This is a genomic window from Curtobacterium sp. BRD11 (genome assembly GCF_031844345.1).
In the GTDB taxonomy this organism is placed as follows: domain Bacteria; phylum Actinomycetota; class Actinomycetes; order Actinomycetales; family Microbacteriaceae; genus Curtobacterium.
Genome location: NZ_JAUZUZ010000004.1, coordinates 114,804 through 140,981 on the forward strand (window position 1 = coordinate 114,804; position 26,178 = coordinate 140,981).

The 26,178-nt window shown below is 72.9% G+C and carries 25 protein-coding genes; 10 read left to right on the forward strand and 15 right to left on the reverse strand.

Annotated features, from left to right (window positions below; genetic code table 11):
* Nucleotides 1-33 precede the first annotated feature (33 nt).
* Nucleotides 34-666, forward strand: coding sequence for a TetR/AcrR family transcriptional regulator (locus Q9R28_RS10550; protein ID WP_311206049.1), 633 nt, complete (start codon nucleotides 34-36; stop codon nucleotides 664-666).
* Nucleotides 667-730: 64 nt separating this feature from the next.
* On the opposite strand, the gene Q9R28_RS10555 is transcribed toward Q9R28_RS10550, so the two are convergent.
* From Q9R28_RS10555 to Q9R28_RS10580, 6 genes are all read right to left on the reverse strand, one after another.
* Nucleotides 731-1,957, reverse strand: coding sequence for an ABC transporter permease (locus Q9R28_RS10555; RefSeq protein WP_066655562.1), 1,227 nt, complete (start codon nucleotides 1,955-1,957; stop codon nucleotides 731-733).
* A complete protein-coding gene (locus Q9R28_RS10560; protein WP_311206050.1) occupies nucleotides 1,954-2,922 on the reverse strand; it encodes an ATP-binding cassette domain-containing protein in 969 nt (322 codons plus the stop codon). The genes Q9R28_RS10555 and Q9R28_RS10560 overlap by 4 nt, the downstream gene beginning before the upstream one ends.
* Before the next feature lie 230 nt (nucleotides 2,923-3,152).
* Complete coding sequence (locus Q9R28_RS10565) at nucleotides 3,153-4,814, reverse strand: glycoside hydrolase family 13 protein (RefSeq protein ID WP_311206051.1); 1,662 nt, start codon at nucleotides 4,812-4,814, stop codon at nucleotides 3,153-3,155.
* Nucleotides 4,815-4,906: 92 nt separating this feature from the next.
* Nucleotides 4,907-5,812, reverse strand: coding sequence for a carbohydrate ABC transporter permease (locus Q9R28_RS10570; RefSeq protein ID WP_066655554.1), 906 nt, complete (start codon nucleotides 5,810-5,812; stop codon nucleotides 4,907-4,909).
* Entirely contained in the window at nucleotides 5,812-6,762 is a 951-nt protein-coding gene (locus Q9R28_RS10575) for a carbohydrate ABC transporter permease (protein WP_066655553.1), read from the reverse strand. The genes Q9R28_RS10570 and Q9R28_RS10575 overlap by 1 nt, the downstream gene beginning before the upstream one ends.
* A gap of 10 nt (nucleotides 6,763-6,772) precedes the next feature.
* Complete coding sequence (locus tag Q9R28_RS10580; RefSeq protein ID WP_311206052.1) at nucleotides 6,773-8,071, reverse strand: extracellular solute-binding protein; 1,299 nt, start codon at nucleotides 8,069-8,071, stop codon at nucleotides 6,773-6,775.
* 134 nt (nucleotides 8,072-8,205) lie between these two features.
* On the opposite strand from Q9R28_RS10580, the gene Q9R28_RS10585 reads away from it, so the two are divergent.
* The 4 genes from Q9R28_RS10585 to Q9R28_RS10600 all read left to right on the forward strand — a co-directional run bounded on the left by Q9R28_RS10585 (nucleotide 8,206) and on the right by Q9R28_RS10600 (nucleotide 10,519).
* Complete coding sequence (locus tag Q9R28_RS10585; protein WP_251154547.1) at nucleotides 8,206-9,405, forward strand: ROK family protein; 1,200 nt, start codon at nucleotides 8,206-8,208, stop codon at nucleotides 9,403-9,405.
* 60 nt (nucleotides 9,406-9,465) lie between these two features.
* Nucleotides 9,466-9,729, forward strand: a complete 264-nt coding sequence (locus Q9R28_RS10590; RefSeq protein WP_066655545.1) for a type II toxin-antitoxin system prevent-host-death family antitoxin — start codon at nucleotides 9,466-9,468, stop codon at nucleotides 9,727-9,729.
* A complete protein-coding gene (locus Q9R28_RS10595; protein WP_066655542.1) occupies nucleotides 9,722-9,997 on the forward strand; it encodes a type II toxin-antitoxin system RelE/ParE family toxin in 276 nt (91 codons plus the stop codon). Before Q9R28_RS10590 ends, Q9R28_RS10595 begins: the two co-directional genes overlap by 8 nt.
* Before the next feature lie 87 nt (nucleotides 9,998-10,084).
* Nucleotides 10,085-10,519: a hypothetical protein gene (locus tag Q9R28_RS10600; RefSeq protein ID WP_209684956.1), complete on the forward strand. Its 435-nt coding sequence runs from the start codon at nucleotides 10,085-10,087 to the stop codon at nucleotides 10,517-10,519.
* Between the two features lie 42 nt (nucleotides 10,520-10,561).
* Here Q9R28_RS10600 and Q9R28_RS10605 read toward each other — a convergent pair whose 3' ends face one another.
* Entirely contained in the window at nucleotides 10,562-11,572 is a 1,011-nt protein-coding gene (locus Q9R28_RS10605) for a low specificity L-threonine aldolase (RefSeq protein WP_081984994.1), read from the reverse strand.
* 96 nt (nucleotides 11,573-11,668) lie between these two features.
* Here Q9R28_RS10605 and Q9R28_RS10610 point away from each other — a divergent pair, with 96 nt between their 5' ends.
* Both Q9R28_RS10610 and Q9R28_RS10615 read left to right on the forward strand, forming a co-directional pair.
* Complete coding sequence (locus Q9R28_RS10610; RefSeq protein ID WP_311206053.1) at nucleotides 11,669-12,589, forward strand: metallophosphoesterase; 921 nt, start codon at nucleotides 11,669-11,671, stop codon at nucleotides 12,587-12,589.
* Nucleotides 12,590-12,670: 81 nt separating this feature from the next.
* A complete protein-coding gene (locus Q9R28_RS10615; RefSeq protein WP_081984992.1) occupies nucleotides 12,671-13,732 on the forward strand; it encodes an NADP-dependent oxidoreductase in 1,062 nt (353 codons plus the stop codon).
* A gap of 76 nt (nucleotides 13,733-13,808) precedes the next feature.
* Here Q9R28_RS10615 and Q9R28_RS10620 read toward each other — a convergent pair whose 3' ends face one another.
* Genes Q9R28_RS10620 through Q9R28_RS10630 form a run of 3 tightly spaced genes read right to left on the reverse strand, consistent with a single transcriptional unit; the run spans nucleotide 13,809 to nucleotide 16,694 of the window.
* Nucleotides 13,809-14,651 (reverse strand): ABC transporter permease, encoded by an 843-nt coding sequence (locus tag Q9R28_RS10620; protein ID WP_209684958.1) that lies wholly within the window; start codon nucleotides 14,649-14,651, stop codon nucleotides 13,809-13,811.
* Nucleotides 14,638-15,627, reverse strand: coding sequence for an ATP-binding cassette domain-containing protein (locus tag Q9R28_RS10625; RefSeq protein ID WP_311206054.1), 990 nt, complete (start codon nucleotides 15,625-15,627; stop codon nucleotides 14,638-14,640). The genes Q9R28_RS10620 and Q9R28_RS10625 overlap by 14 nt, the downstream gene beginning before the upstream one ends.
* Complete coding sequence (locus Q9R28_RS10630) at nucleotides 15,624-16,694, reverse strand: sigma-E factor regulatory protein RseB domain-containing protein (RefSeq protein ID WP_311206055.1); 1,071 nt, start codon at nucleotides 16,692-16,694, stop codon at nucleotides 15,624-15,626. The genes Q9R28_RS10625 and Q9R28_RS10630 overlap by 4 nt, the downstream gene beginning before the upstream one ends.
* 150 nt (nucleotides 16,695-16,844) lie before the next feature.
* On the opposite strand from Q9R28_RS10630, the gene Q9R28_RS10635 reads away from it, so the two are divergent.
* Nucleotides 16,845-18,413 carry an FGGY family carbohydrate kinase gene (locus tag Q9R28_RS10635; protein ID WP_311206056.1) on the forward strand — a complete coding sequence of 523 codons (1,569 nt, stop codon included), beginning with the start codon at nucleotides 16,845-16,847 and terminating at the stop codon, nucleotides 18,411-18,413.
* Here the strand turns inward: Q9R28_RS10635 and Q9R28_RS10640 are convergent.
* From Q9R28_RS10640 to Q9R28_RS10655, 4 genes are all read right to left on the reverse strand, one after another.
* The gene (locus Q9R28_RS10640; RefSeq protein WP_311206057.1) at nucleotides 18,397-18,939 is read right to left on the reverse strand and encodes a ribose-5-phosphate isomerase; all 543 of its coding nucleotides are present in this window, start codon (nucleotides 18,937-18,939) and stop codon (nucleotides 18,397-18,399) included. The genes Q9R28_RS10635 and Q9R28_RS10640 overlap by 17 nt on opposite strands.
* Nucleotides 18,936-20,675: a dihydroxyacetone kinase family protein gene (locus Q9R28_RS10645; protein ID WP_311206058.1), complete on the reverse strand. Its 1,740-nt coding sequence runs from the start codon at nucleotides 20,673-20,675 to the stop codon at nucleotides 18,936-18,938. The genes Q9R28_RS10640 and Q9R28_RS10645 overlap by 4 nt, the downstream gene beginning before the upstream one ends.
* A 155-nt stretch (nucleotides 20,676-20,830) precedes the next feature.
* Nucleotides 20,831-22,156, reverse strand: a complete 1,326-nt coding sequence (locus tag Q9R28_RS10650) for an MFS transporter (RefSeq protein ID WP_311206059.1) — start codon at nucleotides 22,154-22,156, stop codon at nucleotides 20,831-20,833.
* Between the two features lie 19 nt (nucleotides 22,157-22,175).
* Complete coding sequence (locus Q9R28_RS10655; protein ID WP_209684963.1) at nucleotides 22,176-23,351, reverse strand: zinc-binding dehydrogenase; 1,176 nt, start codon at nucleotides 23,349-23,351, stop codon at nucleotides 22,176-22,178.
* A gap of 142 nt (nucleotides 23,352-23,493) precedes the next feature.
* Here Q9R28_RS10655 and Q9R28_RS10660 point away from each other — a divergent pair, with 142 nt between their 5' ends.
* Both Q9R28_RS10660 and Q9R28_RS10665 read left to right on the forward strand, forming a co-directional pair.
* On the forward strand, nucleotides 23,494-24,312 hold the full coding sequence (locus tag Q9R28_RS10660) for a GolD/DthD family dehydrogenase (RefSeq protein ID WP_271826878.1): 819 nt from the start codon (nucleotides 23,494-23,496) through the stop codon (nucleotides 24,310-24,312).
* Nucleotides 24,313-24,364: 52 nt separating this feature from the next.
* The gene (locus Q9R28_RS10665) at nucleotides 24,365-25,330 is read left to right on the forward strand and encodes a sugar-binding transcriptional regulator (protein WP_209684965.1); all 966 of its coding nucleotides are present in this window, start codon (nucleotides 24,365-24,367) and stop codon (nucleotides 25,328-25,330) included.
* A gap of 135 nt (nucleotides 25,331-25,465) precedes the next feature.
* Here Q9R28_RS10665 and Q9R28_RS10670 read toward each other — a convergent pair whose 3' ends face one another.
* Nucleotides 25,466-26,002, reverse strand: a complete 537-nt coding sequence (locus Q9R28_RS10670; protein WP_311206060.1) for a DinB family protein — start codon at nucleotides 26,000-26,002, stop codon at nucleotides 25,466-25,468.
* Nucleotides 26,003-26,178: the final 176 nt, after the last annotated feature.

The window sequence follows — 26,178 nt, forward strand, 5'->3', positions numbered from 1 at the left end:
ACACGCCGGGGCCGGGTGCGGTGGACTGTCGGGATGGCAGACATGCACGGCGGGTCCGTCGAGGACGACGCGTCGCTGGCCGAGCGGATCGTGCGCGGGGCGATCCGGGCCTACCGGCTGCACCCGTTCCACGAGGTCGACGTCGGTACGGTCGCCGAGACCTGCGGCGTGGACCGCACGGTCGTCGACCGGCTCTTCCCGACCTGGGACGGACTGCTCCTGGTGGTCTACGACCGCTGGCTGCAGCTCCGCGGATCCCGCCGGTCGTCGGTGCCGCGGTGCACGCTCGAGCACGTGCGGATGACCCTGGCCGAGGACGTCGCCGACCCCGGTCTCGTCCGGGTGCTCGCGGGCGTCGTGACCCTCGCCGCGTCCGAACGGGACTTCGCCGGCTTCTTCCGCAAACGCTTCGAGGAGTACGTCGAGGAGCTCACCGTCGGGCTGCAGCGCGACGTCGACGCCGGTCGGGAGACCATCGGCATCCCCGCCCACCAGGCCGCGACCCAGTTGCTCGCGGTCTACGAGGGACTCCAGCTGCAGATGCTCGTCCGGCCGTACCTCGACGTCCTGGTCGAGTACGACCGTGCCGTGCACACGCTCCGGCACGGCTGGCGTGAGCCCGAAGCCGTGGCCTGGGACGTGGACGAGGTGCTCGTCCGCGGCTGACCCACGAGCGGTGCCGCCGTCGACACCCGTCGGCCCGTCGACGACCCGCGTCCGTCGGACCGCGTCAGCGTGCCCGGGCTCGGCCCCGGCGCCAGCCGGCGATCTGCCGCACCGTGACCTTCGACCCGTACTGCGCCACCGAGTGGCGGAACAGGTACTCGGCGAACCAGAGCAGCACCGCGGCCACGGCGAACACCTCGACGATGCAGACGACGGACTCGACGACGGACAGCGATCCGACGGCGTTCCGGACCATGGCGGTGATCGGCGTGAAGGTGGGGAAGTACGTGAAGAACGCCGCCACCGGCGACGACGGCGTCGTCATCACGAAGAACGCCGCGTAGAGCGGGATGATCAGGGCGAAGATCGCGGCGGACTGCAGCGTCGAGGCGTCCTTGATCGAGGGCACCGCAGCGCCGACGGCGACGAAGAGCCCGCAGGCGAGCAGCACCCCGCCGACGAGCAGCAGCGCACCGACGACCATCCGCCACGGGTCCACCGTCAGGCCGCCGAGCCGCGACGCGACGAGGGGCAGTGCGACCAGGGCGACCGCGAGCCCCGGCAGCACGACGACCCCGACCTGCACGAGCCCGACGAGCAACATGGCGAGGACCTTGCCCCGGATCAGGTCACCGGCCGTCACCGCGGTCAGGATCATCTCGGAGATGCGGTTCTCCTTCTCCTCGACGACCACCGTCACCATGCGGGTCGCGAGCAGGATCACGATGCCGAAGAACGCGAGGGCGTAGAGCAGCGGCGGGACGATCGACAGCCAGCCCGGTGCGACGCGGCCGTCGGCGTACGTGGTCAGGTCGGTCGACGGCGGGGCGCGGAGGAGCGCGACGGCCTCGTCGTCACCGACCGAGGCCGCGACGCTGCGTTCCAGCACCCGCTCGGCGAGCGAGGAGTAGCCACCGTTCTCGAACAGTCCGCGGTCGGCGGCATCCAGCCGGATCGCCTGCGCCGACGGCTTCTCCGGGTACTCGACGAAGAGCTCGAGCGTGCCCGCCCGGACGGCCGCGCGGTCGGCGGCCGGGTCGTCGGACGGCGACCCGCCCCACTCGGCCGCGACCCGCGCCGACACCAGGCCCGAGTGGTCGACGTACCGGAACGAGGTCTTCGCCGCCGAGGCGCTCGACGAGATCGAGTCGGAGCCGGCCGCCTGTCCGACGCCGACGAGCACCGAGACCAGGACGACGACGATCGGGAGCGCGAGGGTGCCGATCCAGAACGCGGGCTTCTTGACGGCGCGGACGAACTCGAAGCGCACGACCGTCCCGAGCCGGCTCACGCCGCCGCCCCGCTCGCGGTGGTGTGCTGCGTCGACGCCCGGCCGGCCGGGGCCTGGTCGGCCCCGGCGTCGTGGCCGTAGACCTGGACGAAGATCTCGTCGAGCGGGATGCGGCGCATCTCGAACGCGGTCACGTGCACACCTGCGCCGACGAGCGCGGCGAGGATGTCCGACCCGTCCACCGCGGCTGCCTCGGTGGGCACCAGGTGGGCGACGTGACCCTCGTGCCGGGCGAGGCGGTACAGGGGAGAACGGGGGACCGTGCCGGTGAGCTGCACCCGGGCGACGGCGCCGCCGAAGGCGTCCTGCACGTCGGGGATGCTGCCGTACGCGGCTGCCCGGCCGTCCTTGAGCAGCAGGATGCGGTCGCAGAGGCGCTCGACCTCGTCCATGTGGTGCGTGACGAGGACCACGGTCGCGCCGTCCGCCTTCCGCTCGTCGACCAGGTCGAGGAGCAGCCGACGGTTGACCGGGTCGAGCCCCTTCGTCGGTTCGTCGAGGATGAGCAGGCGCGGTCGGTCCATGATCGTGATGCCGAGCTGCACCTTCTGCTGCTGCCCGCCGGACAGCTTGTCGACACGGAGCTTCGCGCGGTCGGCGAGCCCGACGCGCTCGAGGTACTCGGTGCTCCACGCCGCGGCCTCGGTGCGGCGGAGGCCCCGCAGCGTGCCGAAGTAGGTCATGACGTCGAGCACGGACTCCTTGCGGTACAGCCCGCGCTCCTCGGGCAGGTACCCGATGCCGCCGGTCGCGGGTCGGTACGGTGCGCCGTCGACGAGCAGGGTGCCGGAGATCGGCGTCGTGATGCCGAGCAGCGCCCGGATCGTGGTGGTCTTGCCCGATCCGTTGCTGCCGAGCAGCCCGAAGGTCTCGCCGGGGGCCACGTCGAACGACAGCCCGTCGACGACGTCCCGGTCCCCGAAGCGCATGACGAGGTCCCGCACGCTGATGCTCGCGCCGCTCATGCTGCCGACCCTACCGGCGGCCGCCGCGAGTTCCGCCGCCCGTTCCTTCCCATCGCACGTGCGGTGGGAAGCGAGAACGGGCGTACCTGGTCGAACGGTTCGACCCGGTACGCCCGTTCCCACCTGGCACGCCCGGTCCTGCCCGGTGGGCGACGACCGAGGTGACCACACGACGGACGGGAGGCGCGGTGCCTGCCCGCACCGCGCCTCCCGTCCGCCACCGGGTTCCGTCAGGAACGCAACCAGGCGGTCCCCACACCCGACAGTGCGCCGTCTGCCACCGGCGCGGAGGCGAGCAGCAGCTCGCCGGCGGGGAGTGCGTACGGCTCGTCGCCGAACACCGTCACGCTCGTCCAGCCGTTCGGCCGGCGGAACGCGAGCACGTCGTCGCGACCGGTCTCGAGCCACTCGAGGTGCTCCTCGGACTGCAGCTGGCCGCGCAGGCCCAGGGCCTTCCGGTACAGGTTCAGCGTCGAGTCGGGGTCGGCGTCCTCCGCCTCGACCGAGACCTGCGCGAACCACGCGGGCTGCGGCAGGTGCGAGCCGCCGTCGCCGAACCCGAAGGACGACCCCTGCCGCGTCCACGGGATCGGCACGCGGCAGCCGTCACGGCCCACGTCCACGCCCGGGTTCCGGAAGAACGCCGGGTCCTGGCGCTCGGCGTCGGGGATGTCGCCGACCTCGTGCAGGCCGAGCTCCTCGCCCTGGTACAGGTAGGCCGAGCCGGGCAGCGCGAGCTCGAGGAGCGTCGCCGCCTGCGCCCGACGGAGTCCGAGCGAACGGTCGAGCGCCGCCTGGTCACCGCCCGCGAGCAACCACGCGGACCCCTGCTTCTGCTCGTCGCCGTTGCGGGCGGGCAGTGCGTAGCGGGTGGCGTGCCGGACGACGTCGTGGTTCGAGAACACCCACGTCGTCGACGAGCCGGACTGCTCGGCGAGCCCGAGGTTGAACTCGATGATCGTGCGGAACTGCTGTGCGTCGAAGTCCGCCTCGAGCAGGTCGAAGTTGAAGGCCTGCCCGAGTCCCTCGGCGCTGGCGTACCGGGCACGGCGGTCGGCTGCGACCCACGCCTCGGCGACCGCGGTGCGGGCCGGGGTGTACTCGTCGAAGACCTTCCGCCACTCGGCGTAGATCTCGTGCACGTCGTCGCGGTCCCACAGGATGTGCGAGCCGTCCTTCGGGGCGGCGAGCACCTCGGCCCACGTGGGCAGCTCGCCCGCGGGCAGGTCCTTCGCCAGGCCGTGCGCGACGTCGATGCGGAAGCCGTCGACCCCGCGGTCCGACCAGAAGCGCAGCGTGTGCAGGAAGTCGTCGCGCACCTCGCGGTTCGCCCAGTTCAGGTCGGGCTGCTCCGTCGCGAAGTTGTGCAGGTACCACTGGCCGTCGCCCACGGAGGTCCAGGCCGGTCCGCCGAAGATCGACACCCAGTCGGCCGGCGCCTCGGACCCGTCGGGACCGGTGCCGTCGCGGAACACGTAGCGGTCCCGAGCCGGGCTGCCCTTCGGCGACGCCAGTGCCTCGCGGAACCACGCGTGCCGGTCGCTCGTGTGGTTCGGCACGATGTCGACGATGACCCGGATGCCGGCGCCGTGCAGGGCATCGACCATCTCGTCGAAGTCGGCGAGGGTGCCCAGACGCGGGTCGACGTCGCGGTAGTCGTCGACGTCGTAGCCGCCGTCGGCCAGTGCCGACGGGTAGAACGGGCTGAGCCAGACGGCCTCGATGCCGAGGGAGGCCAGGTACGGCACCCGCGAGGTCACCCCGCGGAGGTCGCCGATGCCGTCGCCGTCCGCGTCGGCGAACGAGCGGGGGTACACCTGGTAGACGCTCGCCTGGCGCCACCAGGTCTCGGCGTCGGTGGCGGCTGCGGGCTGGACGAGCGTGTCGGTCACGTCGGGCCTTTCGTTGTTCGTGCGGGTGGTGGTCGTGGTAGTTGCGGCTGCGTTCGTGTCCGCGGTCGCGGACGGCGACGGCGACGGCGGGGTCACTTGATCGCGCCCTGGGTCACGCCGGCCATCACCCATCGCTGGGTGACGAGGTAGACGATGATCGCCGGGGCCATCGCCATCAGGTACGAGGCGAACGACACGTTGTAGTTGTTGCTGAACTGCGTCTGGAACATCTGCTGCAGCACCGGCAGGGTCTGCAGCGCCGGGTCCGAGGTGATCAGCGACGGCATCACGAAGTCGTTCCAGGACGCCAGGAACGCGAAGATGCCGACGGTGGCGCTCATCGGCGCGAGCAGCGGGAACACCAGTCGCCAGAACACCTGCCCCGTGCTCGCACCGTCGATGCGGGCACTCTCCTCCAGCTCGGCCGGGATCGAGCGCAGGAACGCGGTGAAGAGCAGCACGCTGAACGACAGCTGGAACATGACGTGCAGGATCGCGACGCCGAACGGGTTGTCCAGCCCGGCGAGGCCCGTGAGCTTCACCTGCGACAGTGCGAGCACCGGGAACGGCAGGAACATCGCGGCGAGCAGGTAGAAGAACGACCAGCGGAAGAAGCGGCGCTCCCAGTTCCGGGCGATGGCGTACGCCGTGAACGACGCGAGCAGGATCGTCCCGACGACGGTGATCGCCGCGATGAGCACCGAGACGCCGAACGCCCGCGGGAAGTCCGTGAGCTCCCAGGCCTGCACGAAGCCGTCGACGCTGAACGGCGCCGGCAGCGAGAACGCGTTGCCGTCCACGGCCTGCGTCGTGGTCTTGAACGCCATCGTCACGGTGACGTAGAGCGGGACGAGGACGGACAGGGTGCACAGCGCGAGGACGATCGTGACCGGCCAGTTGAACCGTTCACCGCGGCGTCCGGCGGTGCGGTCGGCGTCGACCGACCGGATGCTGCCGGTCGCCGTCGTGCCCGGACGGAGGGGTGCTTGCATGGTCATCAGAGCGCTGCCTTCCCGCGGGTCGCCCGCAGCTGGATCACGGCGATGACGACGGCGATCACGAAGAAGATCGTCGCGTTCGCCATCTGGTACGCGTAGTCGCCGCCGCTGAAGCCCTTGAAGATCGACATCGCGACCGTCGTGGTCGAGGTGCCCGGGCCGCCGTCGGTCAGGCCGACGACGATGTCGTACGAGTTCAGGAAGTTCTTGAACCCGATCACGAGGTTGATGAGGATGTAGCCCGCCGTCAGGGGTGCGGTGATCGAGACCAGCTGCCGCCAGGCGCTGGCACCGTCGAGCGCCGCGGCCTCGTACACCTCGCCGGGGATCGACAGGACGCCGGCGATGTAGATGAGGAGCGTCGACGGGATCGCCTGCCAGGCGGTCACGACGACGATCGCGACCCACGCCAGGTCGGGGTTCGCCAGGATGCTCTGCTCGAGCGGGGCGATGCCGAGCGTGGTCGCGAGCGCCGGCAGGCTGTTCGCGAAGAGGAACGAGAACACGTAGGCGATGACGATGCCGGAGATCACCATCGGCAGGACGAAGACGCCGCGGAGCGCGATCTTGCCGCGGATCTTCGACGTCAGCGCGATCGCGAGCAGGAACGCCACGGCGTTCACCAGGAGCACGGTGACGAGCGAGAACCCGATGGTGAACAGGTACGCCTGCAGGATCGCGGGGTCGGAGAAGACCGCGACGTAGTTCGTCAGGCCGGTGAACCGGAACTCGCCGAAGCCGACGGAGTTCGTGAAGCTCAGCACGATGCCCATCGCTGCGGGGAGCGTGATGGCGAGGGTGAAGAGCACGAGCGTGGGGACGAGGAACAGGAGGAAGAGCGGATCGACGCGCTTGGCGCGTCCGCGGACGCCGGCCTGGAGGCGCGGTGCGGCTCCGCCCCGGCGGCGGCGGTCCGCCGTCGTGATCGATTCGGTGGTCGTGGTGGCCAAGGTCGTCTCCTTACGCGGCCGACCGGAGCGCGAGCCGCGCCCAGTCGCCGTCGAGGGTGCGGAGTTGCGGGTCGGGCGCACCGCCGAAGGCGATGGACTGCAGGTAGTTCGCCACCGGGATCTCGGCGGGGATGAGCTGCGAGGCGCCGAGGTAGAACGCGGCCTGGTCGTACGAGTCCTGCATGCCGCGGAGCGCGGGGTTCGAGACCGGAGGGGAGTCCTTCCGCACACCGAAGCCGTTGTTGTCGGCGTTGTACCGGTCGCTGATCTCCGGGCTCATCAGGAAGGACAGGAACTCGCGGGCGGCCTCCTGCTTCCGTGAGGCCTCGGGGATCCAGAGCCCGAGGTCGACGTTGACGCGCACCTTGTTGTCGGCGGGGTCGTCGGTCGCCGGGAACGGGAAGGTGCCGAGGTCCATGTCGGGGTTCGTCTTCGCGATCTCGCCGAGCGCCCAGGGGCCCTGCAGGTACATCGCCGCCTTCCCCTGCGCGAACGCGAGGTTGCCGTCGCCGTAGCCCCGGCTGGCGGCGCCCTGCTGGTGCCACTGCAGCAGGTCCACCATGCGGCCGACGGGAGCGGCGAAGTCCTTCTCGAACGACACCGCCGACCCCCTGCCGACCGAGGTGCCCTCGCGGTCGAGCGCCGCGAAGGTCGACGGCACGTCGAGCATGCCGCCCACCGAGTAGTCGAACATGCCCTGGGCGATCGTCCAGTTGTCCTTGTACGTGCCGTACATCGGGGTGATCCCGGCCTTCACGAGACGCTCGCACACGTCGGTGAACGCGCTCCAGGTCGTCGGCACCTCGAGACCCTGCTGCGCGAACAGCTGCTTGTCGTAGATCACCGACGCGGCGGTCACCGAGTAGGGCAGGACGCTCGTCCGGCCCGGGTAGTCCGCGGTCTGGCGCATCAGGGGCCAGAGGTCGGGGTTGATCGTGTCCTTCTCGGGCAGGTCGGACAGGTCGGTCAGGGCCCCGTGCTCGACGAACGACACCATCGCGTAGTTGTAGTTCAGGCACCCGAGGTCCGGCGGTCGGTTCCGGACGAAGTTCGCGGACATGTTCGACGTCGAGTCGCGGACCACGCGGATCTTGGACTGGCTGTCGTGGAACTTCGCGATGACGTCGTCGAAGTACCCGATGACCTCGGGCTTCGACACGTAGAAGGTGATCGTCTCGGGTCGGCTGCTCGATCCTCCGAGCGGGGCGCACCCGGCGAGTGCCAGGCCCGCGCCGATGCCGCCCGCACCGAGCAGGAACCCGCGGCGGGTGACCCCGGCCGTGCTCCTGGTGGTGGCGTGTGCTTGCACGTCGTCTCCGTCCGTCCGGACCCGGCGTCCCTGCCGTTCCGACTCGCGTGCCGGCGTCGGTGTCGGCTCGCGCGACTAAATGTACTCAGAAAATCTAATCGCGCAAGCAAGTCGCGTCGCGGTAGGGTCGGCGCATGCCACAGCGCCGTGTGACCCCCCGCGCGACCAGCGCCGAGACGGTCCTGGCGTACGCCCTCGAGCCGTCGTCCGGTGCCTTCACGGCGACCGAGGCGATCGACGCCACGGGGCTGACCCGCTCGACCGTCCTCGCCGCGTGCGCGGAGCTCGTCCGGCTCGGTTGGCTCCGCGACCTCGACGACGCCCGCACGGCAGGGGAGTACCGGAAGGGCCGGCCCGCCCGGCGCTGGGAACTCGTCGCGGACGCCGGGGTCGTCGTCGGCGTCGACGCGGGGCAGCACCGCGTCACCGCGCTCGTCGCCGACCTGCGCGGCGCCGTCCTCGCCCGCACCGAGGGGGCGCTCGGCGAATCCGGGCTCGAGGTGCCCGTCCGGCTCAGTGTGACGACCGACACCGTCGCGGCGGCACTCACCGCGGCCGACGTGGACGCCGCCCGCGTGCTCGTGACGGTGGTCGGCATCCCGGCTCCGGTCGACGCGCTCGGTGCGTCACCCCGCGACGGCGGCTTCTGGGACAGCATGAACCCGGGCTTCTCGGACGTCGTGCCCCACGGTGTCGTCGTGGTCGAGAACGACGCGAACGCCGCCGCGCTGGCCGAACGGCCCTCCTCGGGGGACGCCTCGTTCGCGGCGCTGCTCTCGGGCGAGCGGTTCGGCGCCGGCCTGGTCGTCGACGGCGTGCTGCTCCGCGGTGCCCGGGGCGGTGCCGGTGAGCTCCGGGTGCTCGACCTGGTCGACGGGGTGGCCTCGTCGAACGGCATCGGGCGCACCGCCCGCGAGCTCGTCCGCGCGGCGCGGGCCGACGGGCGCATCGGTCCGGCCTCCCTGCTCGGCGGCGTCGAGGAGCCGGGCGCCGAGGCGGTGTTCGCCGCCGCCGCGCTGCTCGACCCGGTGGCGCTCGAGGTCGTCGACCGCCTTGGGGACCGCCTCGCCCGGGTCTGCGTCCTGCTCGCGAGCCTGCTCGACATCGACCGCGTGGTGGTCGCCGGTGCGATCGCCGACGCCGCCGCTCCCGTGATCGAGCGGGCGCGCGAGCACCTGGCTGCCTGGGAGTACGACCCGACGCCCGAGGTCGTGCCGTCGCGGCTCGGCGGCGACGTCGTGGTCCTCGGCGCCGTCGCGCGTGCGCTCGACCTCGTGCACGCCGATCCGCTGGCCTTCCCGCTGCCCGCCGAGACCCCCGCCGTCGCGACCTGACCGCCGATCCGCTCCCACCGAGCCCTTCCCGACCGGACGTACGAGTCGTACGATCGGTACATGTACAACCTGCCCGCGAGTGAAGCACGCCAGCGATGGTCCGACCTCATCGACCATGCGCACCGCGAACCGGTCGCCATCACGGTCCGCGGCCGCGAGCAGGTCGTCGTGCTCGAGGCGGAACTGGCTCGCCGGGCACTGCAGGCGCTCGAGGACGCGATGGACCGGGCCGCTGTCGATCGCGCTCGGCGGGAACTCGCGGAGGACCCGGAGACGCTGCCCCTCGAGCAGGTCGCCCGCGAGCTGGGCATCACGCTTGGGTGAAGCCTCGCCCGTCGAGTACCGGGTCGAGCTGACCAAGCGTGCCGCGAAGGCGCTGACGAAGCTCGACCGGGTCGTGCAGCGGCGGTTGCTCGCCGCCCTGGTCCTGCTCCGCACGACGCCGCGTCCGCCAGGGTCGACCGCGCTGGTCGGCCGGCCGGGCGAGTTCCGGGTCCGTGTGGGCGACCACCGGATCGTCTACGAGATCGTCGACGATCGTCTGGTGGTCCTCGTGCTGGTCATCGGCCACCGCCGTGACGTGTACCGCTGAACCCGACCGACCGACCGACCGACCGACCGCCGACCCCCCCTGGGCCGATCAGTGACACCGCGGCTCGGTCCGCGGCAGACTGGGCCCGTGACGATCCGACCCGTCCTCGTTCCCACGGTCCTCGGTTTGCTCGCGGTGTTGTGCACCGGGTGCGTCGCCGTCGGTCCGGAGGAGGGTGTCCTCACCCTGACGGGCAGCGACGCGGCCCCGCTCCCGGTGTGCAACGGCGCAGCACCCGTCTCGGTCTCCGCCCTGGCGTCCGACGACCCGCCAGCGTGCGAGCCGACCGGTCAGGTGCTCGTCTTCCCCGACGGAGGCCAGCTGCAGTTGCCGGGGGGATCGCTCGGCACCGGTTCGCAGGCTGCCGCGTCGGGCGTCCGGTACGCGTACAGCGGTGTCGGGCGGTTCGGCGTCGTCGCGGCGCAGGCCGGTCCTGGTTGCGTCGATGTCCAGGAGTGGGGGACCCCGGACGCGTTGCGTCGGGTCCACGACGCCTTCGGCTCGCGCTGGATGTGCGACTGACCGGGCGCGGGACGCGAGCGCCCGGCGGCCGCTCGCGGCCCCTCAGCGGAGGAGCGCCGCCAGGACCTCGGCGGCACGGGCGGCCTGCTCGGCGCTGACGTCGAGGTGCGTCACGAGCCGGACGTGCCTCGGGCCGAGCTGCATCACCCGCACGTCCCGCTCGGCGGCCGCGGCCACGAAGGCTGCCGGATCGGTCACCTCGGCGAAGACGATGTTCGTGTCGACGGTCGCGGGGTCGACGTCGAGCGCGGACGCGAGCACCCGGGCGTTGGTGTGGTCCTCGGCGAGACGGTCGACGTGGTGCCGGAGCGCGTACCGACCCGCCGCGGCCAGGAAGCCCGTCTGCCGCATGCCCCCGCCGTAGCGCTTCCGCCAGGTGCGGGCCGCGGCGACGTGCTCCCGGGAGCCGACGAGCACCGAGCCGACCGGCGCGCCGAGCCCCTTCGACAGGCAGACCGACACGGTGTCGAACCCCGCGGCGAGGTCGCGCAGCGCGATCCCCGACGCGACGTGGGCGTTCCACAACCGGGCACCGTCGAGGTGCACCGCGATGCCGTGCTCCCGCGCGAACGCCTGCACGGCGTGCACCTCGTCGACGGGCTGCACGGTCCCGCCACCGAAGTTGTGCGTGTTCTCGATCGCGATCGCCGTCGTGGACACGCTGTAGGCGCCGGCGTTCGGCTCAGCCACCTCCGCGACCGCCGCCGCGACGAGGCGTCCGCGCTCCGAGGGCCACGTGCGCGTCGTGATGCCGGAGAACACCGCCGCGGCACCGAGTTCGGCGCGGACGACGTGGGCCCGGACGTCCGCCAGGAGTTCCTCGCCCGGCGCGACGTGCAGCCGCAGCCCGAGCTGGTTCGCCATCGAGCCGGTCGGGGTGAAGAGCCCGGCTTCGTGGCCGAGCAGGTCGGCGACCTCGCGCTCGAGGGCGTTCGTCTCCGGGTCCTCGCCGAAGACGTCGTCACCGACCTCGGCGTCGGCCATCGCTCGGCGCATCGCAGGCGTCGGGCGGGTCACGGTGTCGGAGCGCAGGTCGATCGGAGCGTCGGTCACCGGGCAACGCTAACCCGCCGTCCGGTCCGTCGATCACCAGGCAACACCGACCCGCCGTCCAGTCCGTCGATCACCGGCGTCGCTACGGTGAGGCCCATGCAGCCGCCAGCAGCCGGGACCCTCCGCATCCTCCACCTCTCCGACACGCACCTGACCGGTGACGGTGCCCTGCACCAGGGGTCGGTCGACACGACGGCGGCGTTGGACGCGGTGCTCGCGCACGTCGACGGGGTCCCGGGCGTCGGCCTGGTCGTGGTCTCGGGGGACGTGTCCGAGGACGGGAGTCCCGCGTCCTACCGCACCGCTCGCGAGCGGATCGGCGCCTGGGCGCAGCGGCACGGCGCCGCACTCGTCCTGGTCCCCGGCAACCACGACCTCCGCGAGGGCTTCCGCCAGGTCCTCGCGAACGGCCACGTCCTCGGGGAGGGCGGCACGCCGCTCGCGCACACGATGGAGTACGTCCCGCCGTCCGTGCCGGTCTCCGGGCAGTCGGTCGTCGCCGGCTTCCGCGTGGTGACGGTCGACACGAGCGTCCCCGGTGCCGGCTACGGCGCGCTCAGCGACACCGCGCTCGAGCGACTCCGCGCGGCGCTCATCGGCGAGCCCGTCCCGCACGGCACGGTCGTCGTGCTCCACCACCCGCCGGTGCCCTCGCCGACCTTGCTGCACGAGGCCCTCCGCCTGCAGGACCCCGAGGACCTCGCCGAGCTCCTCGACGGCTCGGACGTCCGGGTGGTGCTCGGCGGGCACCAGCACCACCACAGCGCCGGGTCGCTCGCCGGCGTCCCGGTGCTCGTCGCGCCCGGGGTCGCGAACGACACGGACGTCGTCGGACCGTACGCCGAGGAGTCCGCCCACGTCGCCCACGGCGCACTGGTCGTCGACGTCGCCACCGACGGCTCCGTCTGGTCGACACCGGTCCGCGTCCCCGACCCGGACCGCGACGTGCTCGCCTTCGCGCTCGACGCCGAGACGGTGGCACGGATCGCGGAGCAGGCGGGGCCCGCCGCGCGCTGACGGCGCCTGGTACCCCTCGCTTACGGACACCGTTCCGGCGTCGCGAGTACACCGGAGCCATGCCCACGGAAGGAGTCCCCCATGCGCATCGGTAGTGCAGTGCAGTACGACCGGTACGGCGGGTTCGACGTCGTCGACCTCGTCCCGCAGGAACGTCCCGAGCCCGGACCCGGCGACGTCGTCGTCGAGGTCGTCGCCGCCGGCCTGAACCACGTCGAGCGGTTCCTCCGCGAGGGGAAGCTGCGCGACCACATCGACCTCGAGTTCCCTGCCCACCAGGGCGTCGACTTCGCCGGCATCGTCCGGGCCCGCGGCGCCGAGGTCCGTGACCTCAAGGTCGGCGACGAGGTGATGGGCCACGCGCCCGAGGGCGGTGCCCACGCCACCTGGATCCGCGTGCCCCGCGGTGCGGTCGTGAAGAAGCCCGAGCACGTCGGGTGGGAGGTCGCCGGCGGCCTCTACCTGGCCGGCGCCACCGCCGCGACGATCGTCCGCGGACTCCGTCTCGGGCCCGACGACACCGTCGTGATCTCCGCCGCTGCCGGCGGTGTCGGGCACATCGAGTGCCAGCTGGCGCACGATGCCGGCGCGACCGTCATCGCCCTCGGCAGCCCGCGGAACCACGACTACCTGCGGCAGATCGGTACGCTGCCGGTCGCGTACGGCGAAGGCGAGGAGGACCGCATCCGGCAGATGGCGGCCGGCCGGCCGATCACCGCGTTCATCGACAACCACGGCGGTGGCGGTGCAGCGGACCTCGCATCGCGGCTCGGCGTGCCGTCGGAGCGGCTGGTGACCTCCGAGCACCGCCGCGACGTCGAGATCCGGTTCCTGCGGGCACCGGCCGACGACGAGGAGGCCCGTGACCTGCTCACCCTGCTCGGCAAGGCCGTGCAGGACCGCCGCGTGCAGGTGCTCATCTCGGGCTTCTACCCGTTCGAGTACATCGTCGACGCCTACGAGGACCTGGCCGAGATGCGCTCCCGCGGCAAGGTCGTGATCGGCATGCAGACGGTGGAGACCGGTGCGCGACTCGACTGGTACCGCTCGGAGAAGGCGCGTGACCTGCGCGACCGCTACGCCGATGCACGAGGCGCGGACACCGAGACGATGGCCGGCGGGTCGGCGAGCCCGGAGGCCTGAACCACACGCGCGACGATCGGGCCCGGTCTCCGGCAGGAGGCCGGGCCCGATGCGTGCGCGGGAGAGCGTGCGTCGGCTAGCTGAGGACGTCCTTCGTCGCGAACCGTCCGTACGCCAGCGCCCCGAACACGGCCACCCAGCCGAGCTGCAGCAGCGCGTTCGCCCCGAAGGAGTCGAACGCGATCGGGTCGCGGAGCAGGTCGCCGAAGCCGAGCCACAGGTGCGAGAACAGGAACGGGTGCAGCCGGTCGAGCTGCGGGAGCTGGTCGAGCACCTGCGACACCCCGGCGAGCACGACCGTCGCGGCCATCGCCCCGACCGGCACCGTCGTCAGCGTCGAGGCGAAGAGCCCGATCGCGGCCAGCCCGAGCATCGACAGGGCCACGTACAGCGCGAGGAGCAGTGCGCGGCCGGCGTACGACCAGCCGCCGACCTGCGTCCCCGACAGCAGGGTCACCGGGCCGATCGGGAAGAGCAGTGCGCCGATCGCCGCGCCGACGAGCACGACGAGGAGCGTCGCGGCCAGGCAGAACGCGACCGTGGCGGCGTACTTGACCAGGATGAACCGCAGGCGGCCGGTCGGGGCCACCAGCAGGTAGCGGATCGTGCCGTGCGATGCCTCGCCCGCGACCGTGTCCCCCGACACGACCCCCACGGTCAGGGGCAGGAACAGCGGGATCGACACGGTGAGCGCGGTGAACGCGACGAAGAGGCCGTTGTTCGTGATGTCCCCGAGGAACGCGGGACCACCGGAGTCACCGTCGGTGGTCAGGCGCACCGCGATCGCGATGAGCACCGGGACCAGGGCGAGGGCACCGAGCATCGCCCAGGTCCGGCGGCGCCGGAACAGCAGCGCGAGCTCCGACCCGAGCAGGGCGAAGGGGCGGACGGGACGGCGGACGGGCTCAGGCTGCGACATCGAACCCCTCTCCGGTGAGCGCGACGAACAGGTCCTCGAGGGTGCCGCCGCCCACCGCGACGCCCCGGACCCGGACGTCGGCACGGACGAGGTCGGCCGTGACGGTCTCGGGCAGGACGTCGTCGGGCAGGTCGGCGACCAGGACGTCCGCACCGGTGTCCCGACGCGGGGAGAGCCCCAACCGCACGAGCACCGCCGAGGCCTCGCCCACGTCGGGGGTCCGGACGGTCAGGGTCCGTCCGCCCGTCGCCCGGAGCTCGTCGAGGGAGCCCTGCGCCACGAGGCGCCCGCTCCGCATCACCGCGGCGTGCGTGCAGACCTGCTCGATCTCGGCGAGCAGGTGGCTCGACACGAAGACCGTGGTGCCGTCGTCGGCCAGCGAGCGGATGAGGTTGCGGACCTCGCGGGTCCCCTGCGGGTCGAGGCCGTTCGTCGGCTCGTCGAGCACGAGGAGGTCACGCGGCGCGAGCAGTGCGCCCGCCAGGCCGAGGCGTTGCTTCATGCCGAGCGAGTAGGCGTGTGCCTTCTTGTCGGCGGCGTGGCCGAGCCCGACGCGCTCGAGCGCCGCCGCGACACGGTCGTGGCGGGTGCGCGGGTCGGAGGTCGGGTCCGCCGCGTCGAACCGCTGCAGGTTCGCCCGACCGGACAGGTACGGGTAGGCGGCCGGACCCTCGACGAGCGCGCCGACGCGGGGGAGGACCTCCTGCAACGCGCCCGGTACCGCACGGCCGAGCACCTCGATCGTGCCGCTCGTCGCCGCCGACAGTCCGAGGAGCATCCGGATGGTGGTGGTCTTGCCGGAGCCGTTCGGACCGAGGAACCCGAAGACCGATCCGCGCGGGACGGCCAGGTCGATCCCGTCGACGGCGCGCTGCCGGCGGAACACCTTGACGAGCGACTGCGTCCGGATCGCGAGGTCGGGAACGGGCCGGCCGGGCTCCGTCGCCGCCCGGTCCGGCTGCGGGGCTGTCGTCACTTGGCGGCGGCGACCAGCGCGGACACCGGGACGGCGCCGGCGAACACCCGGCCGTCGTCCGTCAGGTAGACCGACACGAGCGACGTCTGCAGTGCGCGGCCGCCGTCGACGGGCTTCGTCACCTGGTCGAGGAGCGCCGAGGCGTCGGAGTCCGGACCAGGTCCGGCGGTGTCGCCGGCGGGCAGCTCCACGACGCTGTCCCACCCGGAGCCGGTCACCGTCGGTCCGACGCCGCTCCGGTCGTCGCCGTGTGCCCGACCGCCCTGCCCGTGCTGGTGGGCGTCCGAGAGGTCCTTCGTCGTGACCTCGGCGCCGGACGGCGGGGTGAAGTCGAACAGGCGAGCGTCGGGCGCGCCGTAGTCGAGGCTCGTGAACCCGACCTGGAACGCCGGGTCCTGCTGCCCGGCTGCGGTCACGGTGACGCGCAGGGGCAGGCCGGTCTGCTGGTCGACGGCGAGCCGGACCGAGCCGACCAGGGTGTCGTCGGACCTCGGCGTCAGGGTGACCTGCCACGCGTCGTGTCCGGCGACGCGGATCGTCGTCGGGTCGGACACCCGGGTGCTCGGGGTGATGGCGTCGACCGCACGCTCGGCCGCCTGCGCCGGCGTGGTCGCGCCGGCGGTGGGGGCGTCGGCGTCAGCGGGGAGCGTCAGGTGCACCGCCGTGCGCTCCTTCGAGTCCCAGGTCCACACGTCGGACCCGTTCCGGACCACGTCCTGTTCCGCGAGCTGCCGGGTCAGCTGGAAGCGCTGTTCGTCCTCGCCACCGACGTACACCCGCGCGGTGTGCCCGGCGGTGAGCAGTCCGAGCACGTCGGACGCGTCGCCCTCGAGCGAGGAGCCGCCGCTGCCCGAGGGGAGCTCCGGCAGCCCGAGGTCGCTCGTCTGCGCGATCGTGCCGGAGTACTGCGCGTCCCGGGACCCCGCGATGCTCGCGAGGACCTCGGCCGCGGTGGGGTCCGAGCCCGCCACCGGTCCGGCAGCGGCGTTCGCGATCACGGGCGCGGCGATGACGCCGGCGACGACGACCGGCGCGATCGCGGCGGGCAGCCAGGCTGACTTCTGCATCGTGTCCCCTTCGGTGGAGCGGTGGGTCGCGAGCACCGTACGTCGGGCTGCCGACAGTCGGCTGGGCGTCCGCGGCTGTCGTCCCGGTGCCCGGCACTCGTAGGATCGGTCCGCCCGGCGACGGGACGACACGGCGGCGAAGGAGACGGCATGCGCGCGGTCCTCGGACTGGACATCGGTACCTCGAGCACGAAGGCGCTGCTGGCCGGGTTCGACGGCAGGGTGCTCGCCGAGGGCTGCCGGGAGCACAGCGTCGACCGCCCCGTCGAGGGGCGGGTCGAGATGGACGGCGACGCCTGGTGGGCCGAGTTCGTGGACCTGACGACCGAGCTGCTCGCGCGGGTCCCGCACGCGCGGGTCGAGGCGGTCGGGGTCAGCGGCATCGGTCCGTGCGTCCTGCTGTCGGACCAGGACGGACGGCCGCTGCGGCCCGCGATCCTCTACGGGGTCGACACCCGCACGGCGGACATGCTCGACGAGGTCGCGGCGGAGCTGGGCGGTGACGACGCCGTCCGTGCCCGGTGCGGCAGCGGGCTCAGCACCCAGGCCGCCGGGGTGAAGCTCGCGTGGCTCGCCCGGAACGAACCCGACACGTGGCGTCGTGCCCGACGGTTCACGATGCCCTCGTCGCGGATCGTCGAGCAGCTCACCGGCGAGTACGTCCTCGACCACCACTCGGCGAGCCAGACGACCCCGCTGTACGACGTCCACGCCGAGCGCTGGATCGACGAGTGGTGCGCGCGGCTCGCGCCCGGTCTGCGGATGCCGCGGCTGCTCTGGCCCGGTGACCGGGCCGGTGACGTGACGGCCGCCGCGGCCGCAGCCACGGGCCTCCCGGCCGGGATCCCGGTGATCGCGGGGACCATCGACGCGTGGGCCGAGGGGGTCAGCTCCGGCGTCCCCGCGCCGGGGCGGGTGTTCCTGCAGTACGGGTCGACGATGTTCCTCATCGCGCCCACCGACCGGCCGACGTCGGTCCCGGGTCTGTGGACCACGGTCGGGACCCGCCCTGGGCAGCCCTGCGTCGCGGGGGGCACCGCGACCTCCGGCGCCGTCACCGACTGGCTCCGGCGGCTCGTCGACGGCGACCGTGCAGCACTCCTCGCCGAGGCGCGGGCCGCCGGTCCGGGCGCCGGGGGACTGCTCGTCCTGCCCTACTTCGCCGGGGAGCGGACCCCGATCGCGGACCCGGACGCCCGCGGAGTGGTCGCCGGGCTGACGGTCCGGCACACGCGTGGTGACCTCTACCGCGCGACGCTCGAGGGGACGGCCTACGCGGTCCGCCACAACCTCGAGGTGCTGGGCGGGGCCGGCATCGACGTGCACGAACTCGTCGGTGCCGGCGGCGGGGTGCTCGGACGACTGTGGCCGGAGATCGTGTCGGACGTCACGGGGCTCCCGCAGACCATCCCGTCCGTCACAACTGGGCGTGCTTCGGCACGGCGTACCTGGCCGCGCTGCTCGTCGACGGCGCGGACCGCGTCGACATCCGCGCCTGGAACCCGCCGGCGGTCGTCATCGAACCGGATCCGGTGGCCTCCGAGCGGTACGACCTCGGGTACCGGGACTACCGGGAGCTCTACGAGGCGACCGTGCCGGTCGTGCACCGGTTGGCGCGCCGCCAGCGCGACGACGGGACCGCCACCGCACCGGCCGGTCCGGCGGGTGCGCTGGCGGTCCCGAGGGGGCGACCGGCGTCAGGTCACGCGGTGGCGGTGACCCCGGCGTCGGTGCCGGCTGCGCCTCCGGCGTCGGTGCCGGCTGCGCCTCCGGCGTCGGTGCCGACGGGCGCGGAGCCGTCGTAGCCGCAGATCGCGGCGACCTTCTCCGCGCTCGCGCTCGACGGGTCGAACGTGTACCCGAGCCACTCCTTCGCCATCCGCCGGGCGACCTCGATGCCGACGACCCGCTGGCCCATGCAGAGCACCTGGGCGTCGTTCGACAGCACCGACCGCTCGACGCTGAACGAGTCGTGCGCCGTGACGGCCCGGATGCCGGGGACCTTGTTCGCGCTGATCGCGACGCCGAGCCCGGTGCCGCAGACCAGGATCGCTCGGTCGGCCTCGCCGTCCGCGATCATCCGGGCGGCGTCGACGGCGACGTGCGGGTACGCCGTGTGGCCGTCCGCGTCCACGCCCACGTCGACCACGCTGGCCACGCGGTCGTCGGCCTCGAGGTCCCGCTTGATGACCTCCTTGTAGTCGAAGCCCGCGTCGTCCGAGCCCACCACCAGTCGTAGCGTCATGCGTCCACTCCTTCGCGTCGTGCGCGGTCGGCGAGCACCTCGCCGATCCGTGTGAGGACCATCCCCATCGAGGTGGCGCCCGCATCGGGCGTCCCCACGCTCTTCTCGGCCAGGGGTCGGGCCCGCCCGACCTTCGGCCGCAGGTCCGCCGTCGCCTCCGCCTGCTCGACGGCGACCCGCGCTGCCGTCCGCCAGGCCGCCGGCAGGTCGGCGCCGTCGTCGACCGAGGACCTCAGCCGGTCGACGAAGGGCAGCAGTGCGTCGAGCAGCGTCTTGTCGCCGCGGGCCGCGCCGCCCAGGTGGACGATCGAGTCCGCGAACGCCTGCGCGGCAGCCACGACGTCGGCCGGACCGTACGTCTCCCGGTCGTCGCCGAGGGCACGACCGAAGGACTCGAGGGCCGCGCCCCAGAGCACACCGGACGTCCCGCCGGCGGACGCTGCCCAGGCGTCACCCGCCCGACCGAGCACGAAGGCGACACCCGCGGCCGGGTCGGTCTGCTCGACGGACCGGCGAGCCGCCGAGACACCCTTGACCATGCCGCGCCCGTGGTCGCCGTCGCCGGCGACCGCGTCGATGCGCCCGAGGGTCTCCTCGTGCTCGCGGAGCAGCGCGTCCATCGCCACCACGGCTGCGCGGGCGGTCTCGGCTGCCCGCCGGGAGGCCTCGGTCGCGTCCGGCACGACGGTCGCCTCCGCCTCGGCCTCGGCCACCGCGTCGGCCGGCACGAGCGCCGCGACCGGAGCGGCGACCTTGCGGTACGCCGGCGTGTAGGCGTCCGCGCGCCAGTACTGTTCGAGCTCGTCGTCGAGGAACTGCAGCGTGAGCGAGCAGCCGCCCATGTCGAGGCTGGTGACGAGCTCGCCGACCTCGGGCTCGACGACCTCGAGCCCGGCGTCCTCGAGGAGCGGCAGCACGCGGCCCCAGAGCAGGAAGAGCTCCTCGTACTTGGTGTCGCCCAGGCCGTTGAGGATCGGTGCGACCCGCGGCCCGGCGCCCTCGGGGCGTTCTGCGACCAGCCGCTCGACGAGCAGTGCGGCGAGCTCCCGCGCGGGCAGCACCGGGACGTCCCGGATGCCCGGCTCACCGTGGATGCCGAGGCCGAGGCCGAGGTGTCCGTCCGGGACGGAGAAGAGCGGTTCGGTGGCGCCGGGCATGGTGCAGCCCGAGAACGCGACGCCGATCGTCCGGGTGGCGGCGTTCGCCGCGGTGCCGACGCGCTCCACCTCGTCCAGGTCGAGTCCCGCCGCCGCGGCGGCACCCATCGCCTTGAACACCGAGAAGTCGCCGGCGATGCCCCGCCGCTGCGCGACCTCGTCGGCGCTCGCGACGTCGTCGGTGACCACGACGATGCGCGTGTCGATGCCCTCGGCGCGCAGGCGCTCGGCGGCGAGGCCGAAGTTCATCGTGTCACCGGCGTAGTTGCCGAACGACAGCACGACGCCGCGGCCCTGGTCGGCGGCCTTGGCCACCGAGTACACCTGGGCCGCGGACGGCGAGGTGAAGACGTTGCCGACGACGGCGCCGGTGGCGACGCCGGGGCCGACGACGCCGCAGAACGCGGGGTAGTGCCCGGATCCGCCGCCGACCACGACGGCGACCTGCCGGTCGGCGCCCTCGGTCGGGAGGGCGACCACCCCGCCGTGCACGCCGCGTACCCGGTCGGCGTACAGGGCGAGCCAGCCGGCCAGCTGGTCGTCGGCGAAGTCCTCGGGGTCGTCGTGGATCGTGGTCATGGCGTGCGTTCCTGTCGTGCGGTGGACCGGGGTCCGGTGGATGGGGTCAGGATCGGGTCGGACGACCGGGTGCGTCGGTCGGGTCGGAGGGGACGGGTCGGGGGACCGGGCGGCGGCGGGACGGCCACCGCCGCCCGGGGTCGGCTCGGCGGGCCTCAGCGGGTGCCGCGGTGCGGGCGTCCCTGGGGCACGTCGAGGAAGTGGATCATCACGAAGGCGCAGGCGTAGAGGCCGACGAAGGTCCAGGTCACCGCCTGGCCGCCGCCGCCGAGCGCGAAGACCGCGGCGACGACGCCGGTGCCGAGGAACGCCGCGCCACCGGCAGCGGTGGTGTACATCGCCATCGCGGCACCCTTGTGCTCCGGGGCGAGCGCGGGCATGATCGCGCCCATCGGGACGAAGCCGGCGAGCAGGCAGCCGAACACGCAGCCGGCGACGACCGAGAGCACGTAGCCCCAGTCGGAGCCCGCGGGCACGAGCTGCGGCACGTACCACCAGGCGACGAGCCCGGTCGCCGAGCCCACGATGCCGAACCACTTCACCGTGCGCTGCCAACCGATCCGGTCGCCGACCCATCCGAACAGGGCGTTGACCAGGATGTTCGTCGCGTAGACGCAGACGGTCATGAGCAGCCAGCGGCTCTGGCCCCACCCGCGGTCGTTCGCGATGATCGCGGGCAGCACGACGAACATGCCGAACTCGGGCGCGGTGTTGATGAGGCGGACGAGGAAGCCCATCAGGATCTTCGGCCGGGTGGCGGTGAGGCGGATCCCGCTCGTCATCACGCGCCAGGCGCTCTCACCGGCGGGTGCGATCCGCGTGAAGCCGTTGGGCAGGCGGACGCCGAACAGCATGATCAGGAAGCCCACGACCACGAGGCCGATCGACGCGACCATGGCGCCCGCCTCGCCGACCGTGCCGCCGCCGAACACCGGGATCGCCCCGATGGCGAACAGCGAGCCGAGGGTCGGCAGCCCACCGGTGAAGGCGACGTAGAACCAGCCGACCGCCGAGCCGTTGCGCTCCACCGGCGTCGTGATGTTCACCCACACCAGGAAGGCGAACGCGAACAGCGGGTAGCCGAAGCCGCGCAGGGCGTACGCGACGGCGGCGAACGGCACGCTCTGCACGTTCAGGGCCAGCAGGAACAGCACCTCGAAGACGACCCAGACGGCGAAGCCGAGGATCATCACCCGGCGCGGACCGACCAGGTCGGACAGGGCGCCGGAGACGTAGCTGCCGATCAGGGCGGCGAGGCTGTAGAACGTCACGATCGTCGCCACGGTGGCCTCGGGGCTGCCGAGCACCGCGACCATGTGCGGGGTGATGAAGTTCGACTCGACGCCGTTGCCGGTCATGAAGACCAGCACGGAGACGAAGCCGAGGGCGAGCGGACGGGGGATCCCCATCCGGTCCAGCCGGCCCTCGGACCGGCCGGCGGTGGGCGTGGAGGCGGTGGTGCGCGCGGTCGTCGTCGACATCGCGGGGACTCCTCGGGTGTCAGGCCCGCGCGGCGGACGTGGTCGGCGCGGACGTGGTCGGTGCGGACAGCGACGGGATGATGGACACCTTGACGGACGCACCGGCGGAGTCGCCGACCAGGTCCAGTGCCTGCTGGAAGTCCTCGAGCGGGAACTGGTGCGTGCAGATCTCGTCCATCGGCAGCGTGCCGGACTCGAGCAGCTTGATCGCCGCCGGCCAGGTGTGCGGGCCGAGGTGTGCCCCGCGGACGTCGAGCTCCTTGTCGTCGGAGATGATCGACCAGTCGACGGAGACGGCGTCCTTGAAGACCGAGTACTCGACGAACGTGCCGAGCTTGCGGAGCAGGTTCAGGCCCTGCGGTACCGCGGACGGGTGGCCGGTGGCCTCGATGTAGACGTCGGCACCGTAGCCGTCGGTGAGCTCCTTCACCCGGGCGACGGCGTCCTCGTGCGCGATGTTGATCGTCAGGTCGGCACCGACCTTGCGGGCGAGCGCGAGCTTCTCGTCGACGACGTCGAGCGCGATGATCCGCAGCGGGTTCTTCTGGCGGGCGCCGGCGATCGCGGAGAGACCGATCGGACCGGCGCCGGCGATGACGACCGTGTCGCCGAACCGGATGTCGCCGCGCTCGACGGCGTGGAAGGCGCAGGAGAGGGGCTCCGCGAAGGCGGCGACCTGGCCCGGCAGCGCGCGGTCGACCGGGTGCGTCAGGGCGCCGCTCGGCACGAGCACGTACTCGGCCATCGCGCCGTCGAAGCCCTTGAAGCCGAACATGTCGTGGACGTTGCACATCCAGTAGGCGCCCTCGAGGCAGTAGCGGCACTCCCAGCACGGCACGATCTGCTCGCAGGCGATGCGGTCGCCGAGTGCCACACCGCGCTTCGCGAGCGCGTCGTCGGCGCCGGCGACGATCGTCCCGACGAACTCGTGGCCGGGGATCCGGTCGGCTTCCGCCCATGCCGGGCGGTTCTCGTCGCCCCAGAACTTCGCCGCGCCGTGGTAGCACTTCAGGTCGCTCGCGCAGATGCCGACGGCGTCGGTGCGGAGCAGGAGCTCACCCGGTCCGGGCTGCGGGACCGGACGCTCCTCGAGTCGGTAGTCGCCCGGACCGTGGACCACCACGGCACGCATCGTGGTCGGGATCTCGCGGTGCGCGTCGCCCTGCGCCGGGGTCTCGGTCGTCGTCGTCGACATGAGCTGGTCCTCCGTTGGTCAGCCGGGCGGTGTGCCCGTTCCGATGGTTCGGCGACGACTGTACACGCTCGGGAACAGATGTCCAGAACACAATTTCTGCTATCGTTCCGACACCACGACCGCGCATCGCAAGGGAGCGACCATGACCACCGCCACCGAGACCGACCTCGCCGCCGCACTCCGACCGGGCCCCGACGCCGTCGAGCTGACGAACGACCTGACGGGCCGCACGGCGGTCGTCACGGGTGGGGCGTCCGGCATCGGCAACGCGATCGCCCACGCCTTCGCGTCGCGCGGGGCCCGGGTCGCGATCGTCGACGTCCGGACGGACGCCTCGGCCGCTGCAGCCGCCGGGCTGCCCGACGTCCCCACCGGTGCGCACCTCGGGCTCGCCTGCGACGTCACGGACGACGCCTCCGTCTCGGCGGCGGTCCAGCAGGTCGTCGACGCCGCCGGGTCGATCGAGGTGCTGGTGAACTGCGCCGGCATCGTCGCGCTCGACGCAGCGGAGGACCTGGACGGCGGCGCGTGGGCGCGCACGCTCGACGTCAACCTGACCGGGACCTTCCGGCTGGCGCAGGCGGTCGGGCGGCACATGCTCGCGGCGGGCAGCGGTCGGATCGTGAACATCGCGTCGCAGGCGGCACACGTCGGCCTCGACCGGCACGCGGCGTACTGCGCGTCGAAGGCCGGCGTCCTCGGGCTGACCCGGGTGCTCGCACTCGAGTGGGGCGGACGCGGGGTCACGGTCAACACCGTCTCGCCGACCGTCGTGCTCACCGACCTCGGCCGGGCGGCCTGGGCGAACGAGGCGGGGCTCCGCCACCAGGACGAGATCCCGACCGGTCGCTTCGCCACCCCCGCCGAGATCGCCGCCGCGGTGCTGTTCCTGGCGAGCGACGGTGCCGCGATGGTGAACGGCGCCGACCTGCGCGTGGACGGCGGGTTCACGATCCGGTGACCCCCGGTCGGACTACGATCCGAGTGTCCGACCGATCCGAAGGGTCCGCAGCATGTCCTCCGAGAGCACCACCGGCGCCGAGGGGGCCCGGGCCCGCTTCCCGCTCGACACCGTGTACCAGGCGGCGCGGATGTACTACCTCGAGGACGCCACCCAGGTCGAGATCGCGTCGCGCCTGGGGGTCTCCCGTCCCACGGTCAGCCGTCTCGTCGCCGAGGCCCGCCGCGCCGGACTCGTCCGGATCGACGTCGTGGACCCCTTCCAGGACGAGACCGTCGCACTGGCCGAGCGCCTGCAGGTCGTGCTCGGACTCCGAGCCGTGCACCTGGCCGCCGTGACGCACCAGGCGACGCTCGGTGCCGACCTGGCCGCCCCCATCGCGACCGCGGTCGAGGGCATGGGGCTCACGCCCGGCGACGCCGTGCTGATGTCCTCCGGTCGCACCGTGTACGACGTCGCACACGCCGGGATGCCGCCGCTGGCCGGGGTCCAGATCGTCCCGACGGTGGGCGGCCAGGCGGACCCGATGCCCTGGTTCCAGACGAACGAGATCACGCGGACCGCTGCCGAGCACTCCGGTGCGATCCCGGCTTTCCTCTTCGCGCAGGCCCTGCCGTCCGCCGCGATGCGCGCCACCCTCGACGAGGACCCCGCCTTCCAGCACGTGGTCGGGCTGTGGGGGCGGGCCAAGGGTGCGATCCTCGGCGTCGGCGCACCGACCCCGACCCGCGACGCGCTGGCACGGGGGATCCCGGTCGAGGACGCCGTGTTCGACCAGGCCGCCGGTGACGTCTGCCTCAACTTCTTCGCCGCGGACGGCTCGCCGATCGAGTTCCCCGGCAGCGAGCGCATGGTCCGGACCTCGCGCGACGTCCTGGCCGGCGTCCCGCACGCGGTCGGTGTGGCCGTGGGGGCGGCGAAGGTGCCGAGCATCGTCGGCGCGGTCCGCGCCGGCATGGTCAACGAGCTGGTGAGCGACGCCGCGACCGCGCGCGCCCTGCTCGACGCGCTCGCCTGACCCGGCCGCGCACAGCGGCACCCTCGGCCGCGTCGCCCGTGCGCGTGCCGCCCGCCGTCGGGACGGCACCGTCGACGGACGGGAGGCGCGGTGCGGGCCGGTGCCGCGCCTCCCGTCCGTCCCGTGTCCCGACCGTCAGTCGGTCGTGCGGGCGGTCCTGCGGACGTCCCACAGGTGGTGCACCGGGTCGTGCGCGTAGTAGGTCGCGAGGGTCGCGACCGTGAAGACGCTGCCGTCCGACCGCCGGCCCGTCCGCCCGAGGGCGTCGTCCGGTACCGCGGCGAACGCGGCCGCGGCGTCGCGAGCCGCCTCGGTCAGGTCGCGGGAGACGACCGCCGGGTCCTGCTCGCCGTACCGCTCCTCGACGGCGGTGGCGTCCTGGTCCCAGTTCGCGAAGGCCGGGCCGTCCTCGGAGAGCACGACGCGGAGGCGTTCGGTCATCTTCCGGTGGACGTCGCGGACGTGTGCGCCGTACTCGAGCGGCGACCACGTGTGGTCGTCCGGGCGCTGCCGGACGTCCGGACGGGCGAGCTGCTCCGGCCAGGCCGCCGTGTTCTCCGTGATCACGGCAGGGACGTCGCGGAAGGCGAGGGCTGCGCCGTCGAAGCCGCACTCGGGGCACGCCGCGCCGATCACCCAGGTCCAGTTCTTCGTGTCCGGTCGGATCGCCATGGGGCAGACGTTACCGGCTCGTGACCTCGCGCCCCATCGGCACGGGCATGCGGATCGGGCGGGACCCCCGTCCGGGTGACACGCCGTTCCCTGTGAATCCCGTGGCAGTGCCCGGCCTCGTGCTCCCTAGCGTTGCTGGCTGTCCCGGGCCGGTACCGACCGGCCCGCCCCACCAC